19 protein-coding genes and 2 pseudogenes are annotated in these 23,582 nt (G+C 64.1%); 5 read left to right on the top strand and 16 right to left on the bottom strand.

The window, feature by feature from the left end; all coding sequences use genetic code 11:
• Window positions 1-498: 498 nt before the first annotated feature.
• The 9 genes from IBL25_RS07720 to IBL25_RS07685 form a co-directional block, all read right to left on the bottom strand.
• On the bottom strand, window positions 499-789 hold the full coding sequence (locus IBL25_RS07720) for a glycine zipper domain-containing protein (protein WP_187777968.1): 291 nt from the start codon (window positions 787-789) through the stop codon (window positions 499-501).
• A gap of 19 nt (window positions 790-808) precedes the next feature.
• Entirely contained in the window at window positions 809-1,237 is a 429-nt protein-coding gene (locus IBL25_RS27520) for a Rap1a/Tai family immunity protein (RefSeq protein WP_367615573.1), read from the bottom strand.
• A gap of 93 nt (window positions 1,238-1,330) precedes the next feature.
• Entirely contained in the window at window positions 1,331-2,524 is a 1,194-nt protein-coding gene (locus tag IBL25_RS07715; protein ID WP_187777967.1) for an acetate/propionate family kinase, read from the bottom strand.
• Window positions 2,521-3,924 carry a bifunctional enoyl-CoA hydratase/phosphate acetyltransferase gene (locus tag IBL25_RS07710; protein ID WP_187777966.1) on the bottom strand — a complete coding sequence of 468 codons (1,404 nt, stop codon included), beginning with the start codon at window positions 3,922-3,924 and terminating at the stop codon, window positions 2,521-2,523. Before IBL25_RS07710 ends, IBL25_RS07715 begins: the two co-directional genes overlap by 4 nt.
• 3 nt (window positions 3,925-3,927) lie before the next feature.
• Window positions 3,928-6,315 carry a DUF3141 domain-containing protein gene (locus IBL25_RS07705; protein WP_187777965.1) on the bottom strand — a complete coding sequence of 796 codons (2,388 nt, stop codon included), beginning with the start codon at window positions 6,313-6,315 and terminating at the stop codon, window positions 3,928-3,930.
• Between the two features lie 82 nt (window positions 6,316-6,397).
• Window positions 6,398-6,766: a phasin family protein gene (locus tag IBL25_RS07700; protein WP_187777964.1), complete on the bottom strand. Its 369-nt coding sequence runs from the start codon at window positions 6,764-6,766 to the stop codon at window positions 6,398-6,400.
• Between the two features lie 331 nt (window positions 6,767-7,097).
• Window positions 7,098-7,823 (bottom strand): beta-ketoacyl-ACP reductase, encoded by a 726-nt coding sequence (gene phbB, locus IBL25_RS07695; RefSeq protein WP_187777963.1) that lies wholly within the window; start codon window positions 7,821-7,823, stop codon window positions 7,098-7,100.
• A gap of 89 nt (window positions 7,824-7,912) precedes the next feature.
• Window positions 7,913-9,088 carry an acetyl-CoA C-acetyltransferase gene (locus tag IBL25_RS07690; protein WP_187777962.1) on the bottom strand — a complete coding sequence of 392 codons (1,176 nt, stop codon included), beginning with the start codon at window positions 9,086-9,088 and terminating at the stop codon, window positions 7,913-7,915.
• Window positions 9,089-9,391: 303 nt separating this feature from the next.
• Window positions 9,392-9,709, bottom strand: coding sequence for a phasin family protein (locus IBL25_RS07685; protein WP_187777961.1), 318 nt, complete (start codon window positions 9,707-9,709; stop codon window positions 9,392-9,394).
• A gap of 140 nt (window positions 9,710-9,849) precedes the next feature.
• Here IBL25_RS07685 and IBL25_RS07680 point away from each other — a divergent pair, with 140 nt between their 5' ends.
• From IBL25_RS07680 to IBL25_RS07665, 4 genes and pseudogenes are all read left to right on the top strand, one after another.
• Window positions 9,850-10,509, top strand: a complete 660-nt coding sequence (locus IBL25_RS07680; RefSeq protein WP_187777960.1) for a TetR/AcrR family transcriptional regulator — start codon at window positions 9,850-9,852, stop codon at window positions 10,507-10,509.
• Between the two features lie 208 nt (window positions 10,510-10,717).
• Window positions 10,718-10,894, top strand: a complete 177-nt coding sequence (locus IBL25_RS07675) for a hypothetical protein (protein WP_187777959.1) — start codon at window positions 10,718-10,720, stop codon at window positions 10,892-10,894.
• A gap of 327 nt (window positions 10,895-11,221) precedes the next feature.
• The gene (locus IBL25_RS07670) at window positions 11,222-12,862 is read left to right on the top strand and encodes a Na+/H+ antiporter (RefSeq protein WP_187777958.1); all 1,641 of its coding nucleotides are present in this window, start codon (window positions 11,222-11,224) and stop codon (window positions 12,860-12,862) included.
• Window positions 12,863-13,164: 302 nt separating this feature from the next.
• Window positions 13,165-14,236: pseudogene (locus tag IBL25_RS07665) on the top strand (IS630 family transposase).
• An 80-nt stretch (window positions 14,237-14,316) separates the two neighbouring features.
• On the opposite strand, the gene IBL25_RS07660 reads toward IBL25_RS07665, so the two are convergent.
• The 3 genes from IBL25_RS07660 to IBL25_RS07650 are packed head-to-tail and all read right to left on the bottom strand — an operon-like array spanning window position 14,317 to window position 17,806.
• Window positions 14,317-15,552, bottom strand: coding sequence for a complex I 51 kDa subunit family protein (locus IBL25_RS07660; protein ID WP_187777957.1), 1,236 nt, complete (start codon window positions 15,550-15,552; stop codon window positions 14,317-14,319).
• Window positions 15,549-17,168 (bottom strand): FAD-binding protein, encoded by a 1,620-nt coding sequence (locus tag IBL25_RS07655; protein WP_187777956.1) that lies wholly within the window; start codon window positions 17,166-17,168, stop codon window positions 15,549-15,551. Before IBL25_RS07655 ends, IBL25_RS07660 begins: the two co-directional genes overlap by 4 nt.
• Window positions 17,165-17,806: a 2Fe-2S iron-sulfur cluster-binding protein gene (locus IBL25_RS07650; RefSeq protein ID WP_187777955.1), complete on the bottom strand. Its 642-nt coding sequence runs from the start codon at window positions 17,804-17,806 to the stop codon at window positions 17,165-17,167. Before IBL25_RS07650 ends, IBL25_RS07655 begins: the two co-directional genes overlap by 4 nt.
• Before the next feature lie 228 nt (window positions 17,807-18,034).
• Between IBL25_RS07650 and IBL25_RS07645 the strand changes: the two are divergent.
• Window positions 18,035-18,999 (top strand): annotated as a pseudogene (locus tag IBL25_RS07645) (IS110 family RNA-guided transposase).
• Window positions 19,000-19,089: 90 nt separating this feature from the next.
• On the opposite strand, the gene IBL25_RS07640 reads toward IBL25_RS07645, so the two are convergent.
• The 4 genes from IBL25_RS07640 to fabI form a co-directional block, all read right to left on the bottom strand.
• Window positions 19,090-20,595 carry a DASS family sodium-coupled anion symporter gene (locus IBL25_RS07640; protein ID WP_187777954.1) on the bottom strand — a complete coding sequence of 502 codons (1,506 nt, stop codon included), beginning with the start codon at window positions 20,593-20,595 and terminating at the stop codon, window positions 19,090-19,092.
• A 437-nt stretch (window positions 20,596-21,032) separates the two neighbouring features.
• The gene (locus tag IBL25_RS07635; protein WP_202986715.1) at window positions 21,033-22,037 is read right to left on the bottom strand and encodes an alpha/beta hydrolase; all 1,005 of its coding nucleotides are present in this window, start codon (window positions 22,035-22,037) and stop codon (window positions 21,033-21,035) included.
• A 151-nt stretch (window positions 22,038-22,188) separates the two neighbouring features.
• Window positions 22,189-22,791: an HdeD family acid-resistance protein gene (locus tag IBL25_RS07630; RefSeq protein WP_202986714.1), complete on the bottom strand. Its 603-nt coding sequence runs from the start codon at window positions 22,789-22,791 to the stop codon at window positions 22,189-22,191.
• A gap of 6 nt (window positions 22,792-22,797) precedes the next feature.
• Entirely contained in the window at window positions 22,798-23,577 is a 780-nt protein-coding gene (fabI, locus tag IBL25_RS07625; protein WP_379656221.1) for an enoyl-ACP reductase FabI, read from the bottom strand.
• Window positions 23,578-23,582: the final 5 nt, after the last annotated feature.

Genomic DNA, 23,582 nt, shown 5'->3' with positions numbered 1-23,582 from the left:
CTGTTCCTCTCGTGAACACAGCCCAGCGGCAGGTTCTTCGAGGTCTCCACTTCGGATGCTGCAGCTGCCTCCTATTCACTAATTATATTCTTTACTTAAATATTCCAAGCAGCAGCTGCTGCTTTGCTGCCCGTCGGCGAGACCGGGGATAGGGGGGTGGCATTTGGGCGGGCGAGGCCGGGCTGCGCCGGAGGCGGGGCGTGCTTGCGCCCTGCGGCCGGGGCGGCCCTGCCTTGCCATAGGCCGAATGCCCTGGGGGAAATGGGGCAGCGCCCCTTTCCCCCTCGCCGGGGCGCGTCTGCGCCGATGGGTTCTTGTGTGAGGGCTCGTCACCTGTAGGGCGGAAACGTTGGTTGACGCCGTCGGAAAAGCATAGACTACGCCGATCTCCAGGCTTCGCCTGACGGTGGCCGCTCGCTCAGTTACAGGACCGGCATTGAGGCGGAACCGTCGCTGTCGGATGAGCATCGGCTCCGCCCTCGGCACCGTACCAATGTCTCAGCGGCCTGAGCGGTGCTGCGAACCGTCCTGTACACCCCGACGGTAGGACCGATCCTGGGAGCGTTCGGACTGCTCATAGAGATAACCCGCCCCGGCACCGACGCCGGTGCCGATCAACGCTCCCCACCCGAGATCGCCGGTGAAGGAACCAAGGATGCCGCCCAGGGCTGCACCGCTCAGGGCACCGGTTCCAACATTGCGTTCAGACCGGGTCATATTGGCGCAGGCGCCAAGCGCGAGCAGTGTCAAAGTTGCAAGGGTGAGGCGGGAAGAATGAGAGGTCGTCATGGCAGTGATCCTTCTCTTCTTAGCGGGCCGGCCGCGCGCGGGCGGGAGCGGGCGGTTCGGGCGGGCATGGATAAGCCAGCTGCGCCCAGCGGATGAGCCCATCCAGGGCAGGCTCATTGCCGTATTGCGAGTTCTGCTGAACCCAGGTGGCGAAGGCAATCGCCGTCTGCGCCACGCTGGGTGTGGGGTCGGGCAGACAATAGAGCGGCCGCCAGGGCCCGCCGGGTCGATGCAATAGCGCATGATACTGCCCGGCAGCGGTGACGAAACCCTGGCAATAGGCAATGGCCTGGAGGCGCTGTGACGCCTGTGCGTCTGGGAGACAGATTGCAGCGAGATCCGCGGCGGTCCTGGCGGAGGTCGGCAGGGCGGGGGCGGGCTCGGCCAGGGCAGGAGCGCTGATGCCAAGCAGGGCTGCAAGCGCAGCCGGGAAAACGATTTTACACATGGGCTTATGATGTCTCCGGTGATGTCGATCAGCCTCGGATCGTAACCGCCTGCACGACAACCATGACATGGTCGAGGAGGCGTACAGGCCGACTCACGGTGCACCCGCGGCATCGAGAAGAGCGAGGGTATGGCACGCCACCATCTGCTCCTCATCGGTCGGGATCACATAGACCGGCACAGTGCTCGCTGGCGCACTGATGCGCGGGCCGTGGATCACGTTGCGACGGGCATCCAACTTAACGCCCATCCAGAAGCAACGCTGGCAGATCATCGCGCGGATCATGGCCGCGTTTTCCCCAATGCCAGCGGTGAAGACGATGCCGTCCAGCCGCCCCATGGATGACGCCAGCGCCGCGAAGGCTTGCGCCGTATGATAGGCGAAGTATTCGAGTGCCATGACGGCGGCGGGCAGGGGGCTGGCCAACAGATCGCGCACGTCACCGCTAAGGCCCGACAGGCCTCGAAGCCCGCTATCGTGGTAGAGCAGGTGCTCGACTTCCCATTCGGCCATGCCCTGCCGCGCAAGGTAGAGGACCACCCCGGGATCGAGCTGGCCCGGACGGGTCCCCATCGGCAGCCCATCCAGCGTGCTGAACCCCATGGTGCTGTCGACGCTACGACCGCCAACCATGGCGCAGGCCGATGCTCCCGAACCAAGATGCGCCACGATGACGCGCCCTTTTGCAATCTCTGGCGCGACTGCCGGCAGGCGGGACGCGATGAACTCATAGGACAGTCCATGGAAACCGTAGCGTCGGACACCTTTCTGGTACAACGATTCCGGAATGGCGAAACGTCGAGCCAGCTCAGGCATGGAGGCATGGAATGCGGTGTCAAAGCAGGCCACCTGCGGCAACTGCGGGACACGGGAGCGGATCGAGCGGATGGGCGCCAGGTTATGCGGTTGATGTAGCGGAGCTAGTTGAACGAGGGCCTCGAGGCGTGTGAGCACCGCCTCATCGATCAGCACCGGCTTGGTGAATTCGCTGCCACCATGCACGATCCTGTGGCCCACAGCGGATGGCGGCCCGCCGAGATGGGTGGCAAGCCAACGACCCAGAACGGCCTGAGCTGCCTCGCCCGTCGCTGCCTGATCCGGCTGCAACGTCAGGTCGGCCAATGACGCATCCTTCTCGTCCCAGGCGAGCAAGCGTGGGTGCTCCGTGCCAATGCCCTCCAGCCGCCCCTTGAGGCGGCGGAGCAAGGCGGCGGCTGGCCCCACCTCGAAAAGCTGGAACTTGGTGCTCGAACTGCCGGCATTCACCACCAGGATGGTGCGCATCACGCCCGTGGCCCGGCCTGAAGAATCAGATGCTCGGCATAAAGCGCGGCCACGGCGCAGGAAGCAAGGCGGGCGCGTTCGTTGTCGGCGCGACTGGTCAGGATGATTGGGACGCGTGCCCCAAGGACGATGCCTGCTGCATCGGCGCCGGAAAGAAAGCTGAGATTCTTGGCCAGCATATTGCCCGCCTCGAGATCCGGCACCACCAGCACCTGGGCCCGGCCGGCGACCTCCGAGACGATGCCCTTGATGCGGGCCGCAGCCGGGCTAATGGCATTGTCCAGCGCCAGCGGTCCGTCGAGGATGCCGCCGACGATCTGCCCGCGATCTGCCATCTTGCACAGCGCTGCCGCATCCAGTGTGCTGGGGATCTTGGGGTTCACGGTCTCGACGGCCGAGAGCAGGGCAACGCGCGGGGCCCCCAGGCCCAGCCCGCGGTGCAGGTCGATGGCATTTCGGATGATGTCGGCCTTGGTCGCCAAGTCGGGAAGGATATTGATAGCGGCATCGGTGATGAAGAGCGGTTCCGGATAGGTCGGGACGTCCATGATGAAGACGTGGCTGATGCGCCGTCCGGTGCGCAACCCACCCTCCCGCGCGACGACAGCTGACATGAGCTCGTCAGTGTGCAGGCTGCCCTTCATCAGCAACTCGGCCTGACCATCCCGGACCAATTCGACGGCGCGCGCTGCCGAGGCATGACTATGGGGCGTGTCCACGATCTCCAATTCGCCCAACTCCAGCCCGGCCTCCGCCGCCACCCCCCGAATGCGCGCGGTGGGCCCAACCAGAATCGGTAGGATCAGGCCCTGCTTCCAGGCCTCAAGGGCGCCGCTGAGGGCGGCTGCATCGCAAGGATGGGTGACGGCGCAAGGTACCCTGCGCTGGCCGGCGCAGCGGGCGATCAGACGGTCGTAATTGGAGTGCCGATGCAGCACCGCCTCGGGCAGATCGCCGGGGGAGATCCAGAGCTTCCCGGCGGGTGCGGTGACCTCGGCCACGCCGTCGAACACCAGCTCGTCACGCTGGTTGGTGCCACGGCAGCCCAGCCAGATGCGGCTATCGGCGTCCCGCTTCTCCTTGACGGTCACTGAGACGGTCAAAGCGTCCCCCGCCTGGACCGGCCTCTCAAACCGCAACGTCTGCCCAGCATAAGTTGTTCCGGCACCGGGCAAGTGCGTTCCCAGCAGGGTGGAGATCAGGGAGGCCCCCAGCATGCTGTGCGCTGTCGGCAGGGGCCCTCCCTCGGGCTGGCGCGGCGCTGTCAGGTGCGTTGAATTGGCATCACCGGTCAGCGCAGCGAAAAGCTCAATATCCTGCTGCGCGATGACACGGGTCAGGCTGGAACTGTCACCGACCTCTATCTCGGCGAAGGTCCGGTTCGGGACGACGTCGGTCGTCATGCGCTACCTCCCATTCCCTTTCCGACCCGACGGACGAGCGGGCACGACCTTGGCGGCCGGCGCAGGGGAGGGCGCCGCCGGTACAGAAGGAGCAACGGATGGTGCTGCGCCGGAAGGCGTGGATGAATCAGATGGCACGTCAGGGGCGGTGGTTACAGCAGGGACGGACGTCGTTGTGGTCGTAACGGGTGCAGCAGATCCGGTGAGATCGGCCAAGGAGGCCGCGCGCGAGGCCCTGCGAAACATGTCCTCAATCTGGCGCAGCCGCGTCCGCCCCATGGAGCTCAGGCCTCCGCTCGCCTCCGAGATCGCTACCAGGCCCGATAGCCCAGCCTCGATCTCCGAAGCGCTGGCCTCGTGCAAAAGATCAGGCATGGTCTTCAACGCTGCGTCTTCGTCCAGCATGATCAGGAAAAACTGCCGGCGAAGCGTCTCCTTGAAGGGCTGCAGCGTGAGGTTCTTGCCGTGCGCATCATGCAGGCGACGCAGCATATTGAAGGTCCGCTCATCGGCCAGGCCCTCCTTAAGGCCAACAAAGACCAAAGCACGCAGTAAGGCTTCAAAGAGCCCCCCTTCGGCGACAGCATTCCGTAGCTCGGTCACCTGACGCGCAACGAAGGCGCGCCTTTCCGGATCCTGGCCAGGGCGCCGACGTACCGGCGCTTCAGGCGTGCCGAGGCCGAAGAGTGCCTGCAATACGGGATTGCCGAAGACGCTAAGGAAGGTCAGCTCGACGATGTTATCGCGGGCATCCCGCCACTGATCCAGCAGCGTCTCGATTTGATCTGAAACCTGATGTTCCAACACCAGGAAGGGATTGTCAGGGGATGCTGGCCTCCGGCCTTCCCGCACACGGGCTGCCATATCCGGCAGACCAGCAAACAGCGGATTAGCGTCAGAGAGAAGCTCATGCTTCAGCCGAAGCGGGTGCATCAAGCGGATTGTCTCGGCCGCTTCCTCTGTCATCACCGCTAGCAACCAGGGCTGCATCAGGTTGCGATACAGTGTGAGGTTGATCTCGGAGAGCCTGGAGACCGCGGCGAAGCTGCGATCGTCGCGCTGGCTGGGCTGCACGATCGCAACGAGATCCTCGATGTCCCGCGCTGCGAAACGCAGAATATAGGGGCTGCCCTGCGGCGTGGACTCGCGATGGTCGACGATCACTGCTTCATAGAGGCCGGGCGGCAGCACGTCGATGAAGTCGATATTGGAGGCGAATTCCTCGTGCTCCTTCCGCGCAACCTTGCCGGAGACGAAAATCCCGAGATGGCCAATGCTGTCATGCTGGGCATAGATGATCGTCTGACCATGCGCGCGGATGTCATCGACGCTTTCGTAGAGATCCAGAATCCAGCCGAGCGCCTGCGGCGGCGGGCTGATATTATCGCCCCTGGAACAGAAGACGATGATGGGGGAACGGATGTTGCGCAGGTCGATCCGCAGGCCATCCTGCGTCACCAGCTCCGCTGTGGCCAATCGGTTGCCGACAAAGAGGTTATCGGTGATGTACTGGATTTCAGGCTCGTTCAGCAGAACGTAGCCGCCCCAGTATTTTTCGAATTCGAGGAACCGAGGCGGTTCGGTGTCCACCTTACTGTAGACATTGTACTGCTTGGTCCACAGCGTGTTGGCGGGATTTAGATTCTCAAAATTCTGCACCAGCCAGGCGCCATCGAACAGACCGTTGCCGATGTCGCTCGCCCATGCGGTCAGCCAGGTTCCACCCAGCATACCGCCCGAATAGCGCATAGGATTGCGGCCCCGCTCTCCTGCCCAGAAGGATAAGGGGGTGCCTGCTACCAGGAGAGGACCAAAGCTTTCCGGATGTGTTGCGGCCGCCATCAGGAGTTGCCATCCGGCTTGGCAATTACCAATCACGACTGGCAATCCTTCGGCTTCAGGATGAAGACCGACAACATGGGACACGAAGGCTACTTCCGCCCGCATGACATCTTCGACCGTCTGCCCAGGCTCCGGGCGTGGCAGGAAGCCGACGAAGTAGCAGGGATGGCCGGCCTTCAGCGCGACCCCAATTTCGCTATCAGCCTTAAAGCCGCCGATGCCGGGCCCATGCCCGGCGCGAGGATCGATGATGATGAAAGGTCGCTTGCGGCCGTCGATCTCGATGCCCCCTGCCGGCACAATGCGGGAGAGCATATAATTGACGGGTCGCGGCAAGCGATTGCCATCCAGCACCACCTGTGCCGAGAAGTGCAACACATTGGGCGCCTTCTCCGCCATGTGCTCGTGGTACTGATTACCACGCTGACGCAACACGTCGAGAAAGAGGATCTGCCGCTGCCAGGCATCGATCGCGTATTCGGCAGCGGACTGCCACAGCGTCCAGGGGGCGTTCCAGGCGGCAGCGGGGAGATCGGCAAAACTATTCATGAGATGCCTCGCGCATGGGGGATCCATGCCGCAAGCGAGCAGCATGGCGGGCGCCGCCGAGGCCGCGCCCGATGCCGGGAACTTACTTGCCGGTCGTTGTCGATGCCTTGTTGGCCACTTCTGCCAGCAAAGACGCATTCGCTTCCTGCAGCTTCTCAGAGAGTTGGAGGAGATTGCGGGCATTCAGCGTCGCGCCCTGGAGAAAGGCGCCCATGACCTCCGTTTGAGCCGCAAGGAACTGGCCGGGCTCCCTGGCGCTGGCCAGCTTCTGCACGGCCGTGCCGAACCGGCCCTGCACTTCGGCGAGGATCTCTATCTCGCGCTTGGCGGCGTCAGCGACGATGGACTGCGACTGTTGGGTGGCATGCCATAGCGGCTGCAGGCGCGGCGCAATGGCATCCCAGGACAGGTTTGGCATGCCGTCAATTTTGGGCGGAAAGGAAGCAGACATGGAGTGATCCTTCGATGATGGAGTGATCTGGGGGAAATGGAAGGCCAGCGGGTCAGCGGCAGCTCTGGTTGAAGAGGTGGCTCGCAGTTCGCGGGCACGATGAGGAGCGTGCGGCCTGACACTCACGATCTCTTAGTCCGCCTAACCGGTTTGTAAAGCCTTTCGAGTTTGAGCAGTAAGTCTAACATTAGAATCCGGAAAAATGCTGCTGTGAACAGCAACATCACGCGATTCGTTGTGGTGATGGACTGCTACTCTTCTCTCGCCATTAAGCTGCAATGCCATGCTTTCTGTTCTCCCTACCGCCCGATGGCGAGCCACGGATGGCTGGTCAACTGAGATACTGCCCTCCGTTGACCGTGAGCGTTGAGCCGGTGATGAAGCCTGCCTGCTCGGAAGCCAGGAACTGCACGCAACGAGCGATTTCCTCCGGCTCGCCAAGGCGACCCACGGGGATCTGCGAGAGAATCGACTTCTCGAGAACATCCTGTGGCATAGCCCGCACCATGTCTGTGGCTGTGTAGCCGGGACAGATGGCATTGACCGTGATGCCTTTCTTGGCACTCTCCTGTGCCAATGCCTTGGTAAATCCGATGTCCCCGGCTTTGGCGGCGGAGTAGTTGGCCTGCCCGATCTGACCCTTCTGCCCGTTGATCGAGGAGATATTGATGATGCGACCGAAGCCGCGGCTCCGCATTCCCTCGAGCACCGGCCGGGTCATGTTAAAAAGCGAGTTCAGGTTGGTATTGATGACGGCCTGCCACTGTTCGAGCGTCATCCTGTGCAGCATGCTGTCACGCGTGATGCCCGCATTGTTCACCAGGATGTCGACAGGGCCGAGTTCCTCGGTTACCCGAATCAGGCCAGTGGCGCAGGCCTCAAAATTCGAAACATCCCACTTGTAAACGGCGATTCCGGTCGCTTGCTGGAAAGCCGACGCCGCATCATCATTGCCAGCATAGACAGCCGCCACCCGATAGCCGTCTGCATGAAGGGCCTTCGAGATCGCGGCACCGATACCGCGTGTTCCCCCCGTGACGACCGCCACTTTCGACATGATTTTCTCTTCTCCCGTCAGGCCTGAAAAGGCTCAGGCGTCTTCACTGTATTGGGGAACTCTGCGACGCCCGCAACGACCCGGCGCTCTCAACGCTCTATGGTAAGCGCGATACCCATCCCTCCGCCGATGCACAGCGTCGCCAGGCCTTTCTTGCCATCGCGTCGGATCAACTCGTGAAGCAGGGTTACCAGGATGCGCGCCCCGGAGGCACCGATCGGATGACCGATTGCGATGGCGCCGCCGTTGACATTGACCTTGGCCGGATCCCAGCCGAGTTCCTTGCTCACCGCGCAGGCCTGCGCCGCAAAGGCCTCGTTGGCCTCGATCAGATCGAGATCGCCGATGCTCCAGCCAGCTTTCTGCAACGCCCGGCGTGACGCGGGAATGGGCCCTGTGCCCATCAGGGCGGGATTAACACCGGCGGTCGCCCAGGAGGCGATGCGGGCGAGGGGGGTCAAGCCCCGCCTGTTGGCTTCCGCGGCGCTCATGAGCACCAGGGCCGCGGCGCCGTCATTGATGCCCGAGGCATTGCCGGCGGTGACGCTACCGTCCTTGGCGAAGGCCGGGCGAAGCTTGGTTACGGCGTCCAGCGTCGTACCAGCACGGATGTATTCGTCACGATCGACAATGGTATCACCCTTCCGTGTCGATACTGTGAAGGGGATAATCTCCCCTTTGAACCGTCCCTCCCGCTGCGCCGCCTCCGCCTTGTTCTGCGAGGCAACGGCGAAGGCATCCTGGTCTTCGCGGGAGATCTGATACTTCCGGGCGACGTTCTCGGCGGTGGTTCCCATGTGATAGCCAAGGAACGCTTCCCAGAGACCGTCCTTGATCATGGTATCGACGAAGGGGACGTCACCCATTTTAGCGCCGGCCCGGAGATGGGCCGCGTGAGGGGACAGGGACATGGATTCCTGACCGCCGGCCACCATGACAGCGGCGTCTTCGCTGGCGATCTGCTGCGCCGCCACGGCGACGGCGCGCAGGCCCGAGCCGCAGACCTGATTCAGGCCCCAGGCGGTGGTCTCCTGTGGCAGGCCAGCGCCGATCGCCGCCTGACGCGCCGGGTTCTGGCCCTGAGCCGCCGTCAGCACCTGCCCCAGGATGACTTCATCGACCTCCCGCGGCTCGACCTTCGCCTGCTGGAGGGCAGCCTTGATCACGGCTGCACCCAACTGATGGGCTGGGGTTGCGCCAAAGGCGCCGTTGAAGGAGCCAACCGCCGTGCGGGTTGCGGCGACAATCACGATGTCATTCTTCATCAGTTCGCCCAGTCCCCATCGCTTACCAAGGAGATCCGCAGAACTCCGGACCATATTGCCAAGAGTTAACCCCCTTTTGGTCCGCCGCCTTGATCTATGTCAACAACCGTTGTTTCGTGGACATTCAGATGATTCCGCGTCGTCTTCTGGCCGGATGGGCGCCACGACAGCGGAAATCGCGATACCAGAGCTTGGCCGAAACGGAACAGTGCCGCTGTGCGTCCCGGTCAGCCTAAGAGGCCGCCGGTCCGGCGCAGGATGTCGCTTCTCCTGACTCGCGCCGCCTCTGCCTGGGCGATGGCGCTACAAGGGGCTCCGTGCAAAGACCGAGTTGTCTGGCGTGATCTTCGACAAGTGTGCCGCTCCGGTGAGGCAAAGCTCCCACGTGTTTTGCATGAACCTGATCTGAAGCTGGAAGACATCCGCGAGATCCTTGCAACTCGCGAGTTCATGCAGAAACTCAGCCTGGGTTCGCAAGCCCGACGCGGCGAATTTCAGGAACTCGCCCGAAAACCTGCTGGACGCATCGGTCAGCGGCCTCGCCCAATCCGGGGAGGCCGGGAACGCCGTCGCTTCCGGCGGCGCAAGTAGCAGCCGGGCTTCGCGTGGATCCGTCGACATGACACAATACTCCCCTTGCATGGTCACGCATGAGCATTATCAGCTCGCCAGCCAAGCGGCCCTGATCTATATCAACCACGGTTGATACCAAGCAACGCTATACTGAAGGTTAAGCATGAGCAATGGGTCCGAGGGGTGAAATGCCCCTGAAACAGGATATCGAGAACCGCGGGCAGGATACACGCCGCCGCATTCTGGAAGCTGCGATGCTCCGTTTCGCGCAGCACACTTATGAGGAGACCAAGCTCCGTGACATAGCGGCCGATGTCGGCGTCGATGTCGCACTGGTCCATCGCAGCTTCGGCTCGAAGGAGAAGCTCTTCACAGAGGTAGTGAATATCGCTGTCCAGCCGCAACGCCTGTTCGCGGGCGAACGCGATGAGCTGACAGCGCGTCTAACCGCCAGAATTATGGAGCCCAGCCTGGACCAGGCCCTCCGGGTAATCGATCCCCTGGATATTCTGGTTCGAAATCTGCTCAGTCCCGAGGCGATACCACTTCTCCGCGAAGTCCTTGTCAGAGATGTCATCACGCCGCTCGTTCCGAAGCTTGATGACCTGGCACCCCAGCGTGCTGCGCTGCTGGCAGCCTGCCTTGTAGGCATCAGCATTTTCCGCCATGTGCTGCGGACCGAGCCCCTCCAAGGTGAGGTCGATGATCATCTCGAGATGCTGATCGCGAACATCATTGATGTGAGTATAGGCAACTCACCTGCCGTTCCTCCGCCGCCCTCTCCGAAGGTCAGTAAGCCTGGGGCCTCCAGTAAGGTGCGGGGATCCAGTCGTGGGCGGTCATCCTGACGGACGCGGCAATCTTGCTCGTCGGGATCGACGCGCACCAGGATTGGTAAACTTCTCGGGCATCGCCCGCGCCTGTAGCCACACCCGCCTTGCAGCACCACACCCAGGGGGGATCGATGCCTACTGTTGCCATGTCCTGCTCCTGGCCCTGATGCTGGCCGGCTGTTCCTCTCAAGGCGCTCGGGTCGCGCGCGAGGCACGGCAAAGCGTGGTCGGCATGAAAGCGGTGGACCTGCAGGCCTGTACCGGCATCCCCAAGCGGACCCTGAAGCTCGAGGACGGATCGGAATTGCTCTCCTACGAGCAGGCCAACGCCAATGTCGGCGGCTTCGACATGACGCTTCCCCTGGTTGGTGGGTTCAAGGTCGCCGGCAGCGGTTCCTAATGTCACGCCATCTTCCGCATCGCCCAAGGACGGGTCATTGGCCTGAACTATACGGGTGATAATGATGATCTGGCCGGGCGGGATGGCGTTTGTGCGCCCATCGTGCGGGGCTGTCTGCGCTCTCCCGAGCCAGCAGTCGTGCCGCCGCCCCCACTGCCGCCCTCGTCTCAGGTGGTGGTGCAGCCTGGTGTGCTCCAGCCCGACGTGCTGCGCGCCCTTACCCAGCCCCACCCACTGGGGCCTTGATATTGCAGCCCTTCGTCATGCCGTCCTGCTTTGGTCGGACTTCAAAATGCTGGGACCTCAATCCATGGAGAAAACGTCAGCATGGAAAGTATCAGCGTCTCGTTGATTCTTCTGGTCTCCGTCGTCTTGAGCGGAACTCTCGCGAGGCTGTCGCCCATAGCCCTTCCTTTGCCACTGGTCCAAATTGCGCTGGGCGCCGTCATCGCATCCGTCGCCGATCTCGGTGTGCAGCTGGAACCCCACATTTTCTTCCTGCTGTTCCTGCCGCCGCTCCTCTTTCTCGATGGCTGGCGCATTCCCAAGGAAGGGCTGTTCCGCGACAAGGCAACGATCCTCGAGCTGGCCCTCGGCCTGGTTGTCTTCACAGTCGTCGGCGTCGGCCTGTTCATCAACTGGATGATCCCGTCGATGCCGCTGGCGGTGGCCTTCGCACTGGCGGCCATCGTCTCGCCAACGGATCCGATCGCGGTATCCGCCATCGCTGCCCGCGTGCCGATCCCAAAGCGGCTGATGCATATCCTCGAGGGGGAATCGTTGCTCAACGATGCCTCGGGGCTGGTCTGCATGCAGTTTGCCGTAGCGGCTGCGCTCACGGGCATCTTCTCGATGACAGAGGCCTTCGGCACCTTCCTGTGGGTCGCTCTCGGCGGCATCGCTCTCGGCGCCGCCGTGACCTGGGTCGTGATGAAGGCGAAGGACTTTGTCTCCCGCCGTCTAGGCGAGGAGACCGGTTCCCAGATCCTTATCAGTCTGCTGATCCCCTTCGGCGCTTACCTCCTGGCCGAGCACCTCCACTGCTCCGGCATTCTTGCCGCCGTGGCAGCGGGTATCACCATGAGTTATGCGGAACAGAGCGGTCAGGCACTCGCTGTCACACGCGTGCGCCGCAGCGCAGTCTGGGACACGGTGCAGTTCACCCTGAATGGCATCATCTTTGTCCTGCTCGGCGAGCAGCTACCAAGCATTGTGGTCGGCGCGGCGGAAGTCGTGCGTACGACCGGCCACCACGATCCTGTCTGGCTGATTGTCTATGTCATTGCGATCAACGCGGCTCTGGCGGCGCTGCGTTTCCTTTGGGTCTGGCTGTCGCTGCGCTTCACGTTGTTTCGTGCGTCCAGGAAAGGGACACAAGTGCCGAAGCCCAGCTGGCGCCTGGTCGTCGCCACCTCACTGGCAGGCGTCCGAGGCGCCATTACCTTGGCAGGTGTATTGACGCTTCCTCTTCTCATGAACGATGGCTCTCCCTTCCCGGCGCGCGACCTGGCGATCTTTCTGGCCGCCGGGGTGATCATCGTCTCGCTGGCCACCGCCAGCATCGGCCTGCCTATTCTTCTCACAGGCCTCGAATTGCCGCCTGAGCCTTCCCATCAGCAAGAGGAAGATAGTGCCCGCATCGCCGCGGCCCATGCTGCGATCAAGGCCATCGAAGGGATGCAGCATGACTTGTCACAGGGCCGTAGCGACGCGGATCTCATCACAGACGCCGCCGCCCGGCTGATGGAGCTTTACCGGCAACGCATTGACGGCCGCGCCATGACCGGTGAAGCCGCGGCCCAGGTCAGAAGGCTGGAGGAGATCGATCACCGGCTTCGGTTGGAGGCCATGCGGGCCGAGCGTGAGGAACTCTATCGTCTCGGTCGTTCCCGCCAGATCCACGATGATCTTGTCCGTAGGCTTGTCCGTGAGATTGATCTTGTCGAGGCCCGCGTCGGAATGCGTTAGCGGATCGCATCACAGTAGATAGTAGAGGGGGTAGCCACGCAAGTTGAGGCTCTGTCAGGACTGGTCCATTCGGCGGCGGCTTCAAGGCGGAGGATACCGAGGAAGGATTGGGCGTTCATAGATGGTCGCGAAATATTGCGTTTATAGTAAATGCTCCGTGATCGAATAATATCTTGATCACTATGAGCTATTCGAAGCGTCGTACTCATACGGCCAGCTGATTTGGCTGACTCGTGAGGGCTATCGGGCTCGGGCTGGAGGTGATTCGCTGGGCTCTGCATTTGACAGACGGAGTGTCCGGCATGGCGATAGCGATCGAGATAACCCGTATGGAGCTGGATGCGACCGGGCTGCGCCAGGCAGCCCGGCGCACGAAGGATGCTGCGGCCTCGCGGCGGATACTGGCGCTTGCGTTGGTGCTGGAGCGTGCCTCGCGCACGGAGGCGGCAGAGTTGCGGGGATGGAGCGGCAGACGCTGCGGGACTGGGTGCACCGCTACAATGACGAAGGCCTCGCCGGGCTATCGGATCGGCCAGGCGATGTCGGCCCCAGGCGGCGGCTGTCGCCCGAGCAGGAAAGCGCGGTTGCCGAATGGGTGCGCCAGGGGCCGGATCTGGCGCAGCACGGCGTGGTGCGCTGGCGCAGAGCGGATCTGGCACACGAGATCCAGGCCCGCTTCGGCGTGGTGCCGGCCGAGCGGACCATCAGCACCCTGCTGCATCGGCTGGGCTTTCGCCGCCTGGTCGCGCGCCCCCGCCATCCTGGCCGTGACGCCGCGGCGCAGGCGTCTTTCAGCAGGCGTTCCCCGCCCTCATAGAGGCCCGGCTGCCAGAGCGTGCCCGCGGCAAGCCGCTGGAACTCTGGTGGCAGGACGAGGCCCGCATCGGCCAGCAAGGCACGCTGACCCGGCTCTGGGCCCCACGCGGTTCCAGGCCCGTGGCCCCGCGAGACCAGCGCTATTCCTGGGCCTATCTGTTCGGCGCCATCTGTCCGGCCCGCGGCATCGGCGCGGGCCTGGTACTGCCCTTGGCCAATACTGCCATGATGAACCTGCATCTGGCCGAGATCAGCGCCAATGTCGCCCCCGGGGCGCATGCCGTGCTGACCATCGATGGTGCGGGATGGCATCGCCCGGGCGGCAGGCTGCGCGTGCCGGACAACATCACCCTCCTGCACCTGCCGCCCTACAGTCCGGAACTCAACCCCGTCGAGACCGTCTGGGCCTATCTGCGCAGCAACAAGCTCAGCAATCGTGTCTTCGACAGCTACGACGCCATCGTCGAGGCCTGCTCCGATGCCTGGAACTGGCTTACACAACAGCCTCAACGCATCACAAGCATCGGAACTCGCGCTTGGGCACAGGTCACTCGATGAAACCGGGCGTATCAGTCACCTTTCTCCGCGCCCCGCGACCTCGTGGTCTTGATGATAGCGGGCTTGCTGACCGGCTGGGCTCAGCCGACCAATGCCCGTTCATATTCGGCACGGAAGGTCTTCAGTGAGGATGTCAGTACCGTGGCCGCTCCATCCACAAGCCCGCAGCGTCCGCTACCAGGCAACAATTGCGTCAGATTTTCCAGCGCCTTGAGGTCTCCAGGCCGGCCGGCGCCGGCCTCGATCCGCTCCAGGATGCGCGACACCTGATGCGTGCCGATCTTGCAGGGTGGGCATTGGCCGCAGGAATTATTGGCGAAGAAAGCGACATATTCCGCCGTCTTGCGCAGGATGCTGGTGCCTTCCCCTACCACGATCATCGCGCCGGTGCCGAGGCGGGAGCCGCGTGCCCGCAGGCTGTCGAAATCCATTGGCACGTCAAGGTCCGCAGCCGTCAACAGCGTGTTGGAGGGGCCGCCGGTGAACACCGCCTTGAAGGCCTTGTCCCCCAGCATGCCGCCGCCATGCTCGAAGACCAGGGTGCGGAGAGAGGTGCCCATGGGCAGTTCGTGCAGCCCAGGACGCAGCACGTCGCCCGACAGCGAGAACAGCTTGGCGCCCGGCGCGCCCCCCAGGCCGAGCGCGCGGTACCATGCCGGCCCATGGCGCAGGATCTGCCCAGCATACGTCAAGGTCTCGACATTGTTCAGCAGGGTCGGTGCGCCATGCACTCCCTGCTCCGCCGGAAATGGCGGCTTGAGCGAGGGAAAGGGGAAGCCGCCCATGATGCTGGCGATGGCAGCTGTTTCCTCTCCGCCGATATACAGGCCCGACCCGGTGACGACGACAAGGTGGAGCGCCTCCCCGATGGTGGCCCCCAGCCGTGCGAGCAGCGGGTGGGCCTCCCACTGCGCTACCGCCTTCCGCAGCACCGCCACTGTGGCGCCCTCGCGCGGGTTGACGTAGAGGACAATATTGGCGGCGCCTACCGCCAGGGCCGCCACCAGAGCGCCCTCGATCACCTGGTGCGGTGTGCGGGAGAGCAGGAAGCGATCCTTGAAAGTGCCTGGCTCATCCTCATTGCCGTTGCACACTACCCATTTGCCGAGGCCGGGCGGCTGCGCCGCCACGGCCGTCCATTTTCGGTGCGTCGGGAACCCGGCGCCGCCCAGACCGCGCAGGTCCGATGCCTCGATAGCCGGGATGATGCTGGGGGGATCGGCCAGGGCGCGCTCCAGGCCGCCGCCGCCGCCCACCGCCGTCCAGGCGGCCAGGTCGGCGCCCACGCAGTTGCGGTCTTCGGTCAGCACTTTCATGCAGCTCTTCCCCGGTCCGTGACCGCGTTAAAATTGCCATAGGGGGGGAATAACAGCGGCGCCTTGCGCGACAGCGGCAGGTCCTGCGCGATCAGGGAGCGGCGCCAAGCAGCCAGGTGAGTCAGGCCGACATTGCGCGGCCGCTCCCCCCGCGCATCGGCGGCGGCGTTACGGCCGGCGCGGCGGCCAAACGCCACCAGCTCCAGCAGCGCATTGCCCATCATGCGATTGCGACCATGCAGCCCGCCCGTCACCTCCCCGGCGCAGAGCAGGCCGGGGATGCCGCTGCGCCCCTCCGGGTCAATCAGCACGCCGCCATTCTGGTAGTGCAGGGTCGGGCGGATCAGGAAGGGTTCGGCCGCCGCGTCGAGCCCGGCGCGGCGCGCGAGATGGGTCAGCGTGACCAGGCTTTTGCCCAGGATGCCGGGCTTCGTTTGCTCCAGCCCGGGCGTATCGAGAAACACCCCGGCATAGCCGTCGCGCACGATGCCGCGCCCCTCGACGATCTCGCGCAGGATGGCGGCGGCCACCACGTCGCGCGTGTTCAACTCGTCCACGAAGCGCGCGCCCAGGCCATTCACAAGCGCGGCGCCAGAGGAGCGGGCAGATTCGCTGACCAGTTGCCCCTCCAGATAGGGCGGCCAGGCGATGCCGGTCGGGTGATACTGGAAGCTGTCTATCTCGCGCAGCGTGGCGCCAAGCCGGTAGGCTAGCACCAGCCCGTCCGCCGTGGCGCCATAATGGTTGGATGTCGGGAAGCCGGCGATGTGCAGCCGGCCGGCGCCGCCCGTGGCCAACACCGTGGCGCCAGCGCGCGCCAGCACTGTGCGGCCCCGCGCCAAATCGTGCAGCGCGGCGCCGGCGCAGCGGCCGCGATCGTCGGTCAGCAGCTCCAGCGCCGGATGGCGGTCTAGCAGCGTGATGCCGGGGGCCAGCAGCGTTGCCTCGCGCAGCGCCCGCATCATCTCGAGGCCCGTGAAGTCGCGGTAGGACAGCAGCCGCGCCGCTGTGGCGCCGCCGGGCTTCTTGCGTAGCAGCGTACCGCCCATGCGGTCGCTGCCCTCGGCCAGATCGAAGCCCATGCCTTCCTGGATCAGCCAGCGGATCACCGCCGGCCCGTCCGAGATCAGCGCCGCCACCAGCGCCTTGTCGGCCGCGAACTGGCCGGCGCGCAGAGTGTCCTCGAAATGCCGCTGCAGGCTGTCGTCCGGGCCCACCGCGGCCTGGATCCCGCCCTCCGCCATCACCGTGTTACTGTCGCCCAGCCGCAGCTTGGTGGCCAATGCCACCCGCGCCCCGGCGCGCGCCGCCGTCAGCGCCGCTACGCAGCCGGCGCCGCCGCCGCCAATCACCAGCACATCGGTGTCCAGGGTCGGCGCGCCGGCGATGTCAACATCTTCGACCAGTGCATCCGCGTGCAACAGCGCGGCCAACTCGGCCCGGCAGGGCTGCCCGGCGCTGGCGCCCACGCGCAGCGGCACCGTGGCATCGGGCTGCTGGTCTGGGTGGAATCCGCGCAGCAAATCGGGCACTGGTAGGTCCAGCGCCTGCGGCAGGGCGGGCATCCGGGCGCGCCAGGCGGCCAGCGCCTCGGGGTAGGGAATGCCGGCAGTCATGTCCGCACCGGTGGGTTGGCGCCGGGGGCGTCGGGATCGACCGGCTGACGCCCTTCCTCGATCTCGCGCAGGCGCATAATCAGGTCGACGGGGCGCAAGGTCAGCGCGGCGTTCATGCGGCGCACGAACTGGCCGAGATGCGCCGGATCGATGTGCTCCGGGCAGGCGGCAACGCAGAGGTTGCAGAGTACGCAGTGATCGAACAGTTCGGCCGCTGCGAAGGCGTGGCCCCCGGCGGCCAGGTTGACCATGCGTTGCACCTCGATGCCCTTGGGGCAGGCGCGATCGCAGCCGCCGCAGTGGCGGCAGTGCTTGGCCTCAGGGAAGACGGCGTCGATCTGGTCCAGTGCGGTCCAGCTATCGGTCAGCGTGCGCAGGTCGTAAGCATGGGGGCGGTCGGCCGGGAAGTGGTCGACGAAGGCGACCTGCATCCCCTCCTCCACCTGCGTCTCGCAGGCCAGTGCCGTGCCGGCCAGCCTCTCGCCGGCACGGCGCACCAACACGCGGCAGGCGCCGCAGACGCCCTGGCCCATGCAGCCCACATTCTCGGTCAAGGGCAAGCCGGCAGCGCTCCAAGCCTGCAGCAGGGAAAGCCCGGCCGTGGCTGCGATAGCATGACCATCGAAGATGAAGCTCACCTCCGCCGCGCTGCCGGTGCCATTCTCTTTAACAGCGGCCCCCCTTGTAACTTGGTGCGAGCCGATCGCGGTGCCGATAAGGTTCCGGGAGCGGTGGCAGAGGTGAGCCCGTTTCCCCCTGGGGCCTGGAAGCCCGTTTTGGAGCCCGGGTCTGCCTCTGCCGTTCCATCGAACCCGAACAGTCGCTTGGGCCGCCAGCGAAGCCCGCTTGTGCAAGGACGGGACAAGATGGACCCCACCGCTGCAATTGCGATCTTTGTCGGCATTGACGTCTCCAAGGATCGTCTCGACATCGCCCTGCACGGGCAGGACCCGATGCCCGAGGCCAGCTTCTGCGTCCCACGCGACGCCGCCGGTATCGAGGCGCTGATCCAGCGCCTCCTGCCCCTTAAGCCCAGCATCGTCGCCGTCGAGGCCACCGGCGGCTTCGAGACCATCGTCGCCGCCGGCCTGGCCGCCGCGCAGCTGCCGCTGGTCATTGTCGACCCGGCCCGGGTCCGCGCCTTTGCCAAGGCGCTGGCCAGCGTGCCAAGACCGACCGTATCGATGCCGCGCTCATCGCCCACTTCCTGGCCGCGACCCGCCCCGCCATCCGCCCGCTGCCCGAGGCCGCGACCAGTCTGCTGGCGGATCTGGTCGCCCGGCGCCGCCAGATCATCCAGATGATCACCGCTGAGCGGCAGCGCCAGAAGCGCCTCACCGATCGCCGCCTCCTCGCCTCCATTGTCCGCCTGCTCAAGGCGCTGGAGGCGGAACTCGCCTCGCTCGATCATGATATCGACGAGGCGGTCCGCGGCTCCCCCGCCTGGCGGGAGAAGGAGGAACTGCTCGCCTCCGTCCCCGGCATCGGCCGCGTCATCAGCCGCACCCTGATCGCCGAACTGCCTGAACTGGGCAGTATCGACCGGCGCCAGATCGCCTCCATGGCGGGCCTGGCCCCATGGACCCGCCAGTCCGGTCAGTGGCAGGGCCGCAGCTTCATCGGCGGAGGACGGGCGGTCGTCCGCTCAGCCCTCTTCATGGGCGCCATGGTGGCCATCCGCCACAACCCGACCCTCAAGGCCTTCTACCAACGCCTGCTCCAGGCCGGGAAATCCAAGCTCGCCGCCATCATCGCCACGGCGCGCAAGCTTCTTACCATCCTCAACGCTATCATCCGGGAAAAGCAGCCTTGGCAGCCTCATCACGCTTGACCGCCAAGACAGTCGCTCCAAAATCACCTTGTTGCCGGCCCGGCTAGGCTTCGACTGTGCGGGCCGCTTGATCGCCGATGCCGGATCGGCTTACCAGAAGCCCAGCAGCTTCCACCACAAGCTGCCCAGCACTGCGAAAATCAGCAACTCACCGACGCACATCACGAAACCGACCCGCCACCAATTGCCGAGCGTCACATAGCCGCTGCCAAAGATGATAGGCGAAGTGCCGGTGGCATAATGGGTCAGGGTCATCATGATGGTCGAACCGCCCACCATCATCAGAAGAAAGGGCACATGGTATTCTGGCGGCACCAGTTGCACGCCCACCGTGAGGAAGGCGAGCATCATCGCACTGATATGCGCTGTGGTGCTAGCGAAGAGGTAGTGTGAAAACACGAACAGGGCGACGAGCAGCGCGGCCGCCGCCTGCCAGCCCATCCCCGCGGCAAGAATGCCGCTCTTGAGGGCATCGGAAAACCAGGCGATCACGCCGATCTTATTTAATTGCTCCGCCATCATCACCAGCGCACCGAACCAGACCAGCGTATCCCAGGCGCTCTTCTCCGAAAGCACGTCGTCCCAGTTGATGGTGCCGGTGATAATGAGCGCGAAGAGGCCGACGAAGGCCACGGCGGTCGGGTCTAAAATAAAGGCGGGTCCGAACAGCATCGCCGGGATATTGGCCCACAGCATCAGCAGCAGCGCAAAGGTGCCGATCATTACCTTCTCCTTGCCGCTCAGCGGTCCCATCTGCCGCAGCTCGTCGCGCGCATACTGCACCGCATGCGGGGTAGCCCTCACCTCGGGCGGCGACAAGACGGCGATCGCCAACGGCATGAGCAGAAGGCAAACAAGACCAGGGAGGACCATGCACAGAGCCCAGGTCGTCCAGGACAGGTGGAAACTCCCGTTGGTCACCCTCGCCACATAATCTACCACCAGTGGGTTGGGCGCGGTGGCAGTCACGAACATGCCAGATGTGATCGTATTGGCATGCATGTTCACCAGCGCGAGGTAGCTTCCGATCTTGCGCTCTGTCCCCTTGGCAGGATCCGAATCGAAGGCGGTAGCGATCGACTTCATGATCGGATGCACGATGCCACCACCGCGCGCCGTGTTGCTGGGCGTGAACGGCGCGAGCACCAGTTCGCAGACCGCGAGACCATAGCCGATCCCGATCGTGCGGCGGCCGAGCAGCGAGATGAAGATGAGGCCGATCCGGTTGCCGAGCCCGGTCTTCTTGAGGCCGCGCGAGATCAGGATGGCCACCACGATCAGCCAGATCAGCGGGCTGGAGAAGCTGGCCAGTGCATCGGCCACTGCCCCCTTCGAGGAAGTGGAGGTCACCTGCGACAGTGAGACGATCACGATCGCCATCATCGCCATGACGCCTATTGGCATCACCTTGAGGATGATGGCGACGATCGTGGTGAGGAAGATGGCTACCAGGCCCCAGGCCTTGGGTGTCAGGCCGTCTGGCACCGGTAGCAACAGCAGCGCGACGAGGACGAGCGTCGTGATAATAGCCGGTTTAAGCCGGAACGGTACGACCTGGTCGAAATAATGCAGTATCGCCCTTATACGCTCGTACATCGCGGCTCCCTATCAATTTACAGACGGCCGGAAGAGGCCCCGGTTACAGTCTCTCGACGGCTTCCTACATCGGGAGCAGGGCCGCTGCATGAAGCAGGTCCACCTTTAAGGGTTCCCCAGTAGGGACCAGCGCCACGATGGCCAGGGCATCTCAATCAGGCCCCATCCCGCTGCTCAGCAAGCGAGGCGGGGCAGCCGCTCAAGCACGAGGCGCAGTATTACCTCTTCAGGACAATCGTTCGGCGGCTGCAGCCTCACGTGGGTCCTCAGCGCGACGCCGCCGCTGGCCGACTTCACCAGGCACAGCAGGAGCAGTCCACACCTCCAACTGCTTCGCAAGGTGCGATAAGGAAGTGGCAATCTCACGAACCTTCTCCGAAGATGGCGTCGCTCCGATTGAAGCCCACGCTACCAAGTGGATCTGTCGCCGCTGGCGATCATTCAGGCGACAGTGCCTGGCCGGCCAGCACGAAGGGGCTGGAAAGGGCCGTTCCGACAGCTCTAAACACGAACGCCCCGGCCTGCCGAAGCCCGGTGCCGGGTGTGACAGCTCCGGTCGCTGCCATCTTGGCGTAAGCTCCAGCAAAGCTGACATACCGGTCGTGGTTGAAGCTGTCCGACGCTTCCAGGCCAGAAATATCGATAATGTTGAGGTTCGCGGTGCGGGCCGCCTCCTGCACCTCGGGTTCGTCGACGTTAAGCCGACCCAGCCTTTGGCGCGCGCCAGCAAGGCGGCTGGAGACGGACAGGGCCCGGTCATCACGGGACACCAGCACGGTCATCGGCGGGGAGAGGGGCCCGATAATGCTCATCTGGGTGCGGAAAACTTCAATATCGATATCGGGCGAGGCCAGCGCGACCTGTAATCGCTTGAGGACGTCGTCACGGCCCGCAAGGCGCAACTGGCGGAGTGCCTCAACTGTCAGCCACCCCCCCATGCTGTGACCGACCAGGGTAATCTGGCCGCCGCCGCAGAGCTGGGTCAGCCTGAGCAGGAAATCCGCAAGATAGTCACGGGAATACATCGCTGAATCGCGGTCCGCGACATAGCCAAGGGTCGATGCGTCTGATGGCCAGGCAAAGAGAATGGGGATCGTCCTGGGATCCGTATCCGCGGTCATCTGCACGACCCGAAACAGGGCCTCTGGGAAGTTGGTATTGTAGCCATGAACGAAGACGGCGGTGCTCGCTCCGGTCTCGCCGCATCGGCGACCTGCGAGCGCGGCTTCGAAGGACGGGCGCGTGAGCACAGTGTCGCGGATCGGCGTGAAACTCGTCGCCGGATCGACGGGCGTGCGGGGCCATTCGATGCGTCCGGGCTTGTGCGTCGGCGGAACCGAGACAGTGTAATCGGCGAAGTTCAGCTCATGCGCCCGCCGATTGGTGAAGCTGTTCTGATCGGGAGCCTGTCGCTCGCGAGTGGTGGCGACATAGACCGTCACGGCGTCTGCTGAGGCCGGCGTCGTCGCAGAGGGGGTCAGGACCTCCATTCCTGGCCGGGCTGCGCAGCCAATCAGGAGAAAGAGCAGGAGAAAGGCCGGGAGCCTTCCCCATGTGCCCGTCGCGCCGGGGCGGTGATCGTCCATAGCAGCCTTACTTTGTCGTCCTGAGGGCGAGGCCAAAGCTGGCATAGGCGAAGCCTTGGATGAGAAGATCGACGGCCAGGAACAAGCCGACGACCCAGAGGCTGTTCACGGGCCAGCCGGTCGCAATGAGGAGGCCCGTCAGCATTGTCAGAACGCCGCTGGCAATGAACCAGATCTTCTCACGGCCGGCGCTGCTGCCAAGGCCAACGCAGAGGCGAGCCACGCCCGCCACGAGAAGGGCGAGGGCGATGAACAGGGTCATGACCGCGGAAGCCAGGAGCGGGTTCACGATGACCAGGAGACCGGCGGCGGCATAGAGCAGCCCGGAGACCAGCCAGACCCAGAAGCGGCTCGAGTTCCTGCCACGAATGGCCAGCACGATATGCGCAATCCCCGCCGCCAGCATGAGAATGCCGAGCATGAAGATCGTGGCCAGTGTCGTCACAAAGAGATTGGCAAAGGCCACCAGGCCGAGCAGTACCAGCCCGAGACCGAAGGCCAGGAACCAGATCCAGTTCGACTGAATCCGTCCCATGGCACCTTCGAGGCTGTTCACGTCGATATCCCGGGCCATGCCGGTGTCCTTCCATTGTCGATCGGTGATGAGCATCTTTGGTCAGGCCGTGGTGTGGAAACCATTGTCGGCGAAGATGACGGAGCCGGAGAGCGGCGCGCCGGCGCTACTCGCCAGGAAGGCCGCGATCCGGCCGATTTCATCAATGCTGACAAGCCGGCCGGCGGGAGTGCGGTCACGGACTTTGTCCAGAAGGGCGTCGAAGCGATCGATGCCTGAAGCCGCCCGCGTTTTGACCGCGCCGGCAGAGATGGCATGCGCATGAATGCCCTGGTTGGCGAGGTCCGCAGCTATGTAGCGGACGCTTGCCTCCAGCGCTGCCTTGACCGGCCCCATGAGATTGTAATTCTCGACGACGCGGTCTGCGCCATAGAAGCTCACTGTCATCAGGGAGCCGCCCTCGCTCATCAGTGGTGCGGCAAGCCGCGCCATACGGATGAAGGAATGGCAGGACACGTCCATGGCCAGGGCAAAGCCCTCAGCGGAACAATGGATAACACCGGTCTGCAGATCCTCGCGGGGGGCGAAGGCGATGGAATGCAGCAGGAAGTCCAGCCTTGGCCATTCCCGCTGCACAGTATCGAAGACGCTTTCGAGCTGACCGGGCACGCGGACATCGCAGGGCAGCAGGAGAGAGGTCCCCAAGGCTTCCGCGACAGGTTGCACGAAGGGCTTCGCCTTCTCGTTAAGGTAGGTAACTGCAAGCTCGGCTCCGGCCTGCCGAAAGGCGGCGGCGCACCCGGCCGCGATGCTGTGCGCATTGGCGATGCCAACCACCAGGCCGCGCTTGCCACTCAGATCAACGATAGGCGTCATGCTCATACCGG

Source organism: Pseudoroseomonas ludipueritiae, assembly GCF_014490445.1.
Classification (GTDB): Bacteria; Pseudomonadota; Alphaproteobacteria; order Acetobacterales; family Acetobacteraceae; genus Pseudoroseomonas; species Pseudoroseomonas ludipueritiae.
The sequence above is the reverse complement of the archived record's forward strand: the minus strand, read 5'-3'. Positions and strand labels throughout refer to the sequence as shown.

Bases quoted from the DNA above. Each gene is read 5' to 3' on its own strand.
- IBL25_RS07720 (WP_187777968.1), bottom strand. From the start codon at position 789: ATGACGACCTCTCATTCTTCCCGCCTCACCCTTGCAACTTTGACACTG.
- IBL25_RS27520 (WP_367615573.1), bottom strand. From the start codon at position 1,237: ATGTGTAAAATCGTTTTCCCGGCTGCGCTTGCAGCCCTGCTTGGCATC.
- IBL25_RS07710 (WP_187777966.1), bottom strand. From the start codon at position 3,924: ATGACGACCGACGTCGTCCCGAACCGGACCTTCGCCGAGATAGAGGTC.
- IBL25_RS07705 (WP_187777965.1), bottom strand. From the start codon at position 6,315: ATGAATAGTTTTGCCGATCTCCCCGCTGCCGCCTGGAACGCCCCCTGG.
- IBL25_RS07700 (WP_187777964.1), bottom strand. From the start codon at position 6,766: ATGTCTGCTTCCTTTCCGCCCAAAATTGACGGCATGCCAAACCTGTCC.
- phbB (WP_187777963.1), bottom strand. From the start codon at position 7,823: ATGTCGAAAGTGGCGGTCGTCACGGGGGGAACACGCGGTATCGGTGCC.
- IBL25_RS07690 (WP_187777962.1), bottom strand. From the start codon at position 9,088: ATGAAGAATGACATCGTGATTGTCGCCGCAACCCGCACGGCGGTTGGC.
- IBL25_RS07685 (WP_187777961.1), bottom strand. From the start codon at position 9,709: ATGTCGACGGATCCACGCGAAGCCCGGCTGCTACTTGCGCCGCCGGAA.
- IBL25_RS07680 (WP_187777960.1), top strand. From the start codon at position 9,850: ATGCCCCTGAAACAGGATATCGAGAACCGCGGGCAGGATACACGCCGC.
- IBL25_RS07670 (WP_187777958.1), top strand. From the start codon at position 11,222: ATGGAAAGTATCAGCGTCTCGTTGATTCTTCTGGTCTCCGTCGTCTTG.
- IBL25_RS07660 (WP_187777957.1), bottom strand. From the start codon at position 15,552: ATGAAAGTGCTGACCGAAGACCGCAACTGCGTGGGCGCCGACCTGGCC.
- IBL25_RS07655 (WP_187777956.1), bottom strand. From the start codon at position 17,168: ATGACTGCCGGCATTCCCTACCCCGAGGCGCTGGCCGCCTGGCGCGCC.
- IBL25_RS07640 (WP_187777954.1), bottom strand. From the start codon at position 20,595: ATGTACGAGCGTATAAGGGCGATACTGCATTATTTCGACCAGGTCGTA.
- IBL25_RS07630 (WP_202986714.1), bottom strand. From the start codon at position 22,791: ATGCTCATCACCGATCGACAATGGAAGGACACCGGCATGGCCCGGGAT.
- fabI (WP_379656221.1), bottom strand. From the start codon at position 23,577: ATGAGCATGACGCCTATCGTTGATCTGAGTGGCAAGCGCGGCCTGGTG.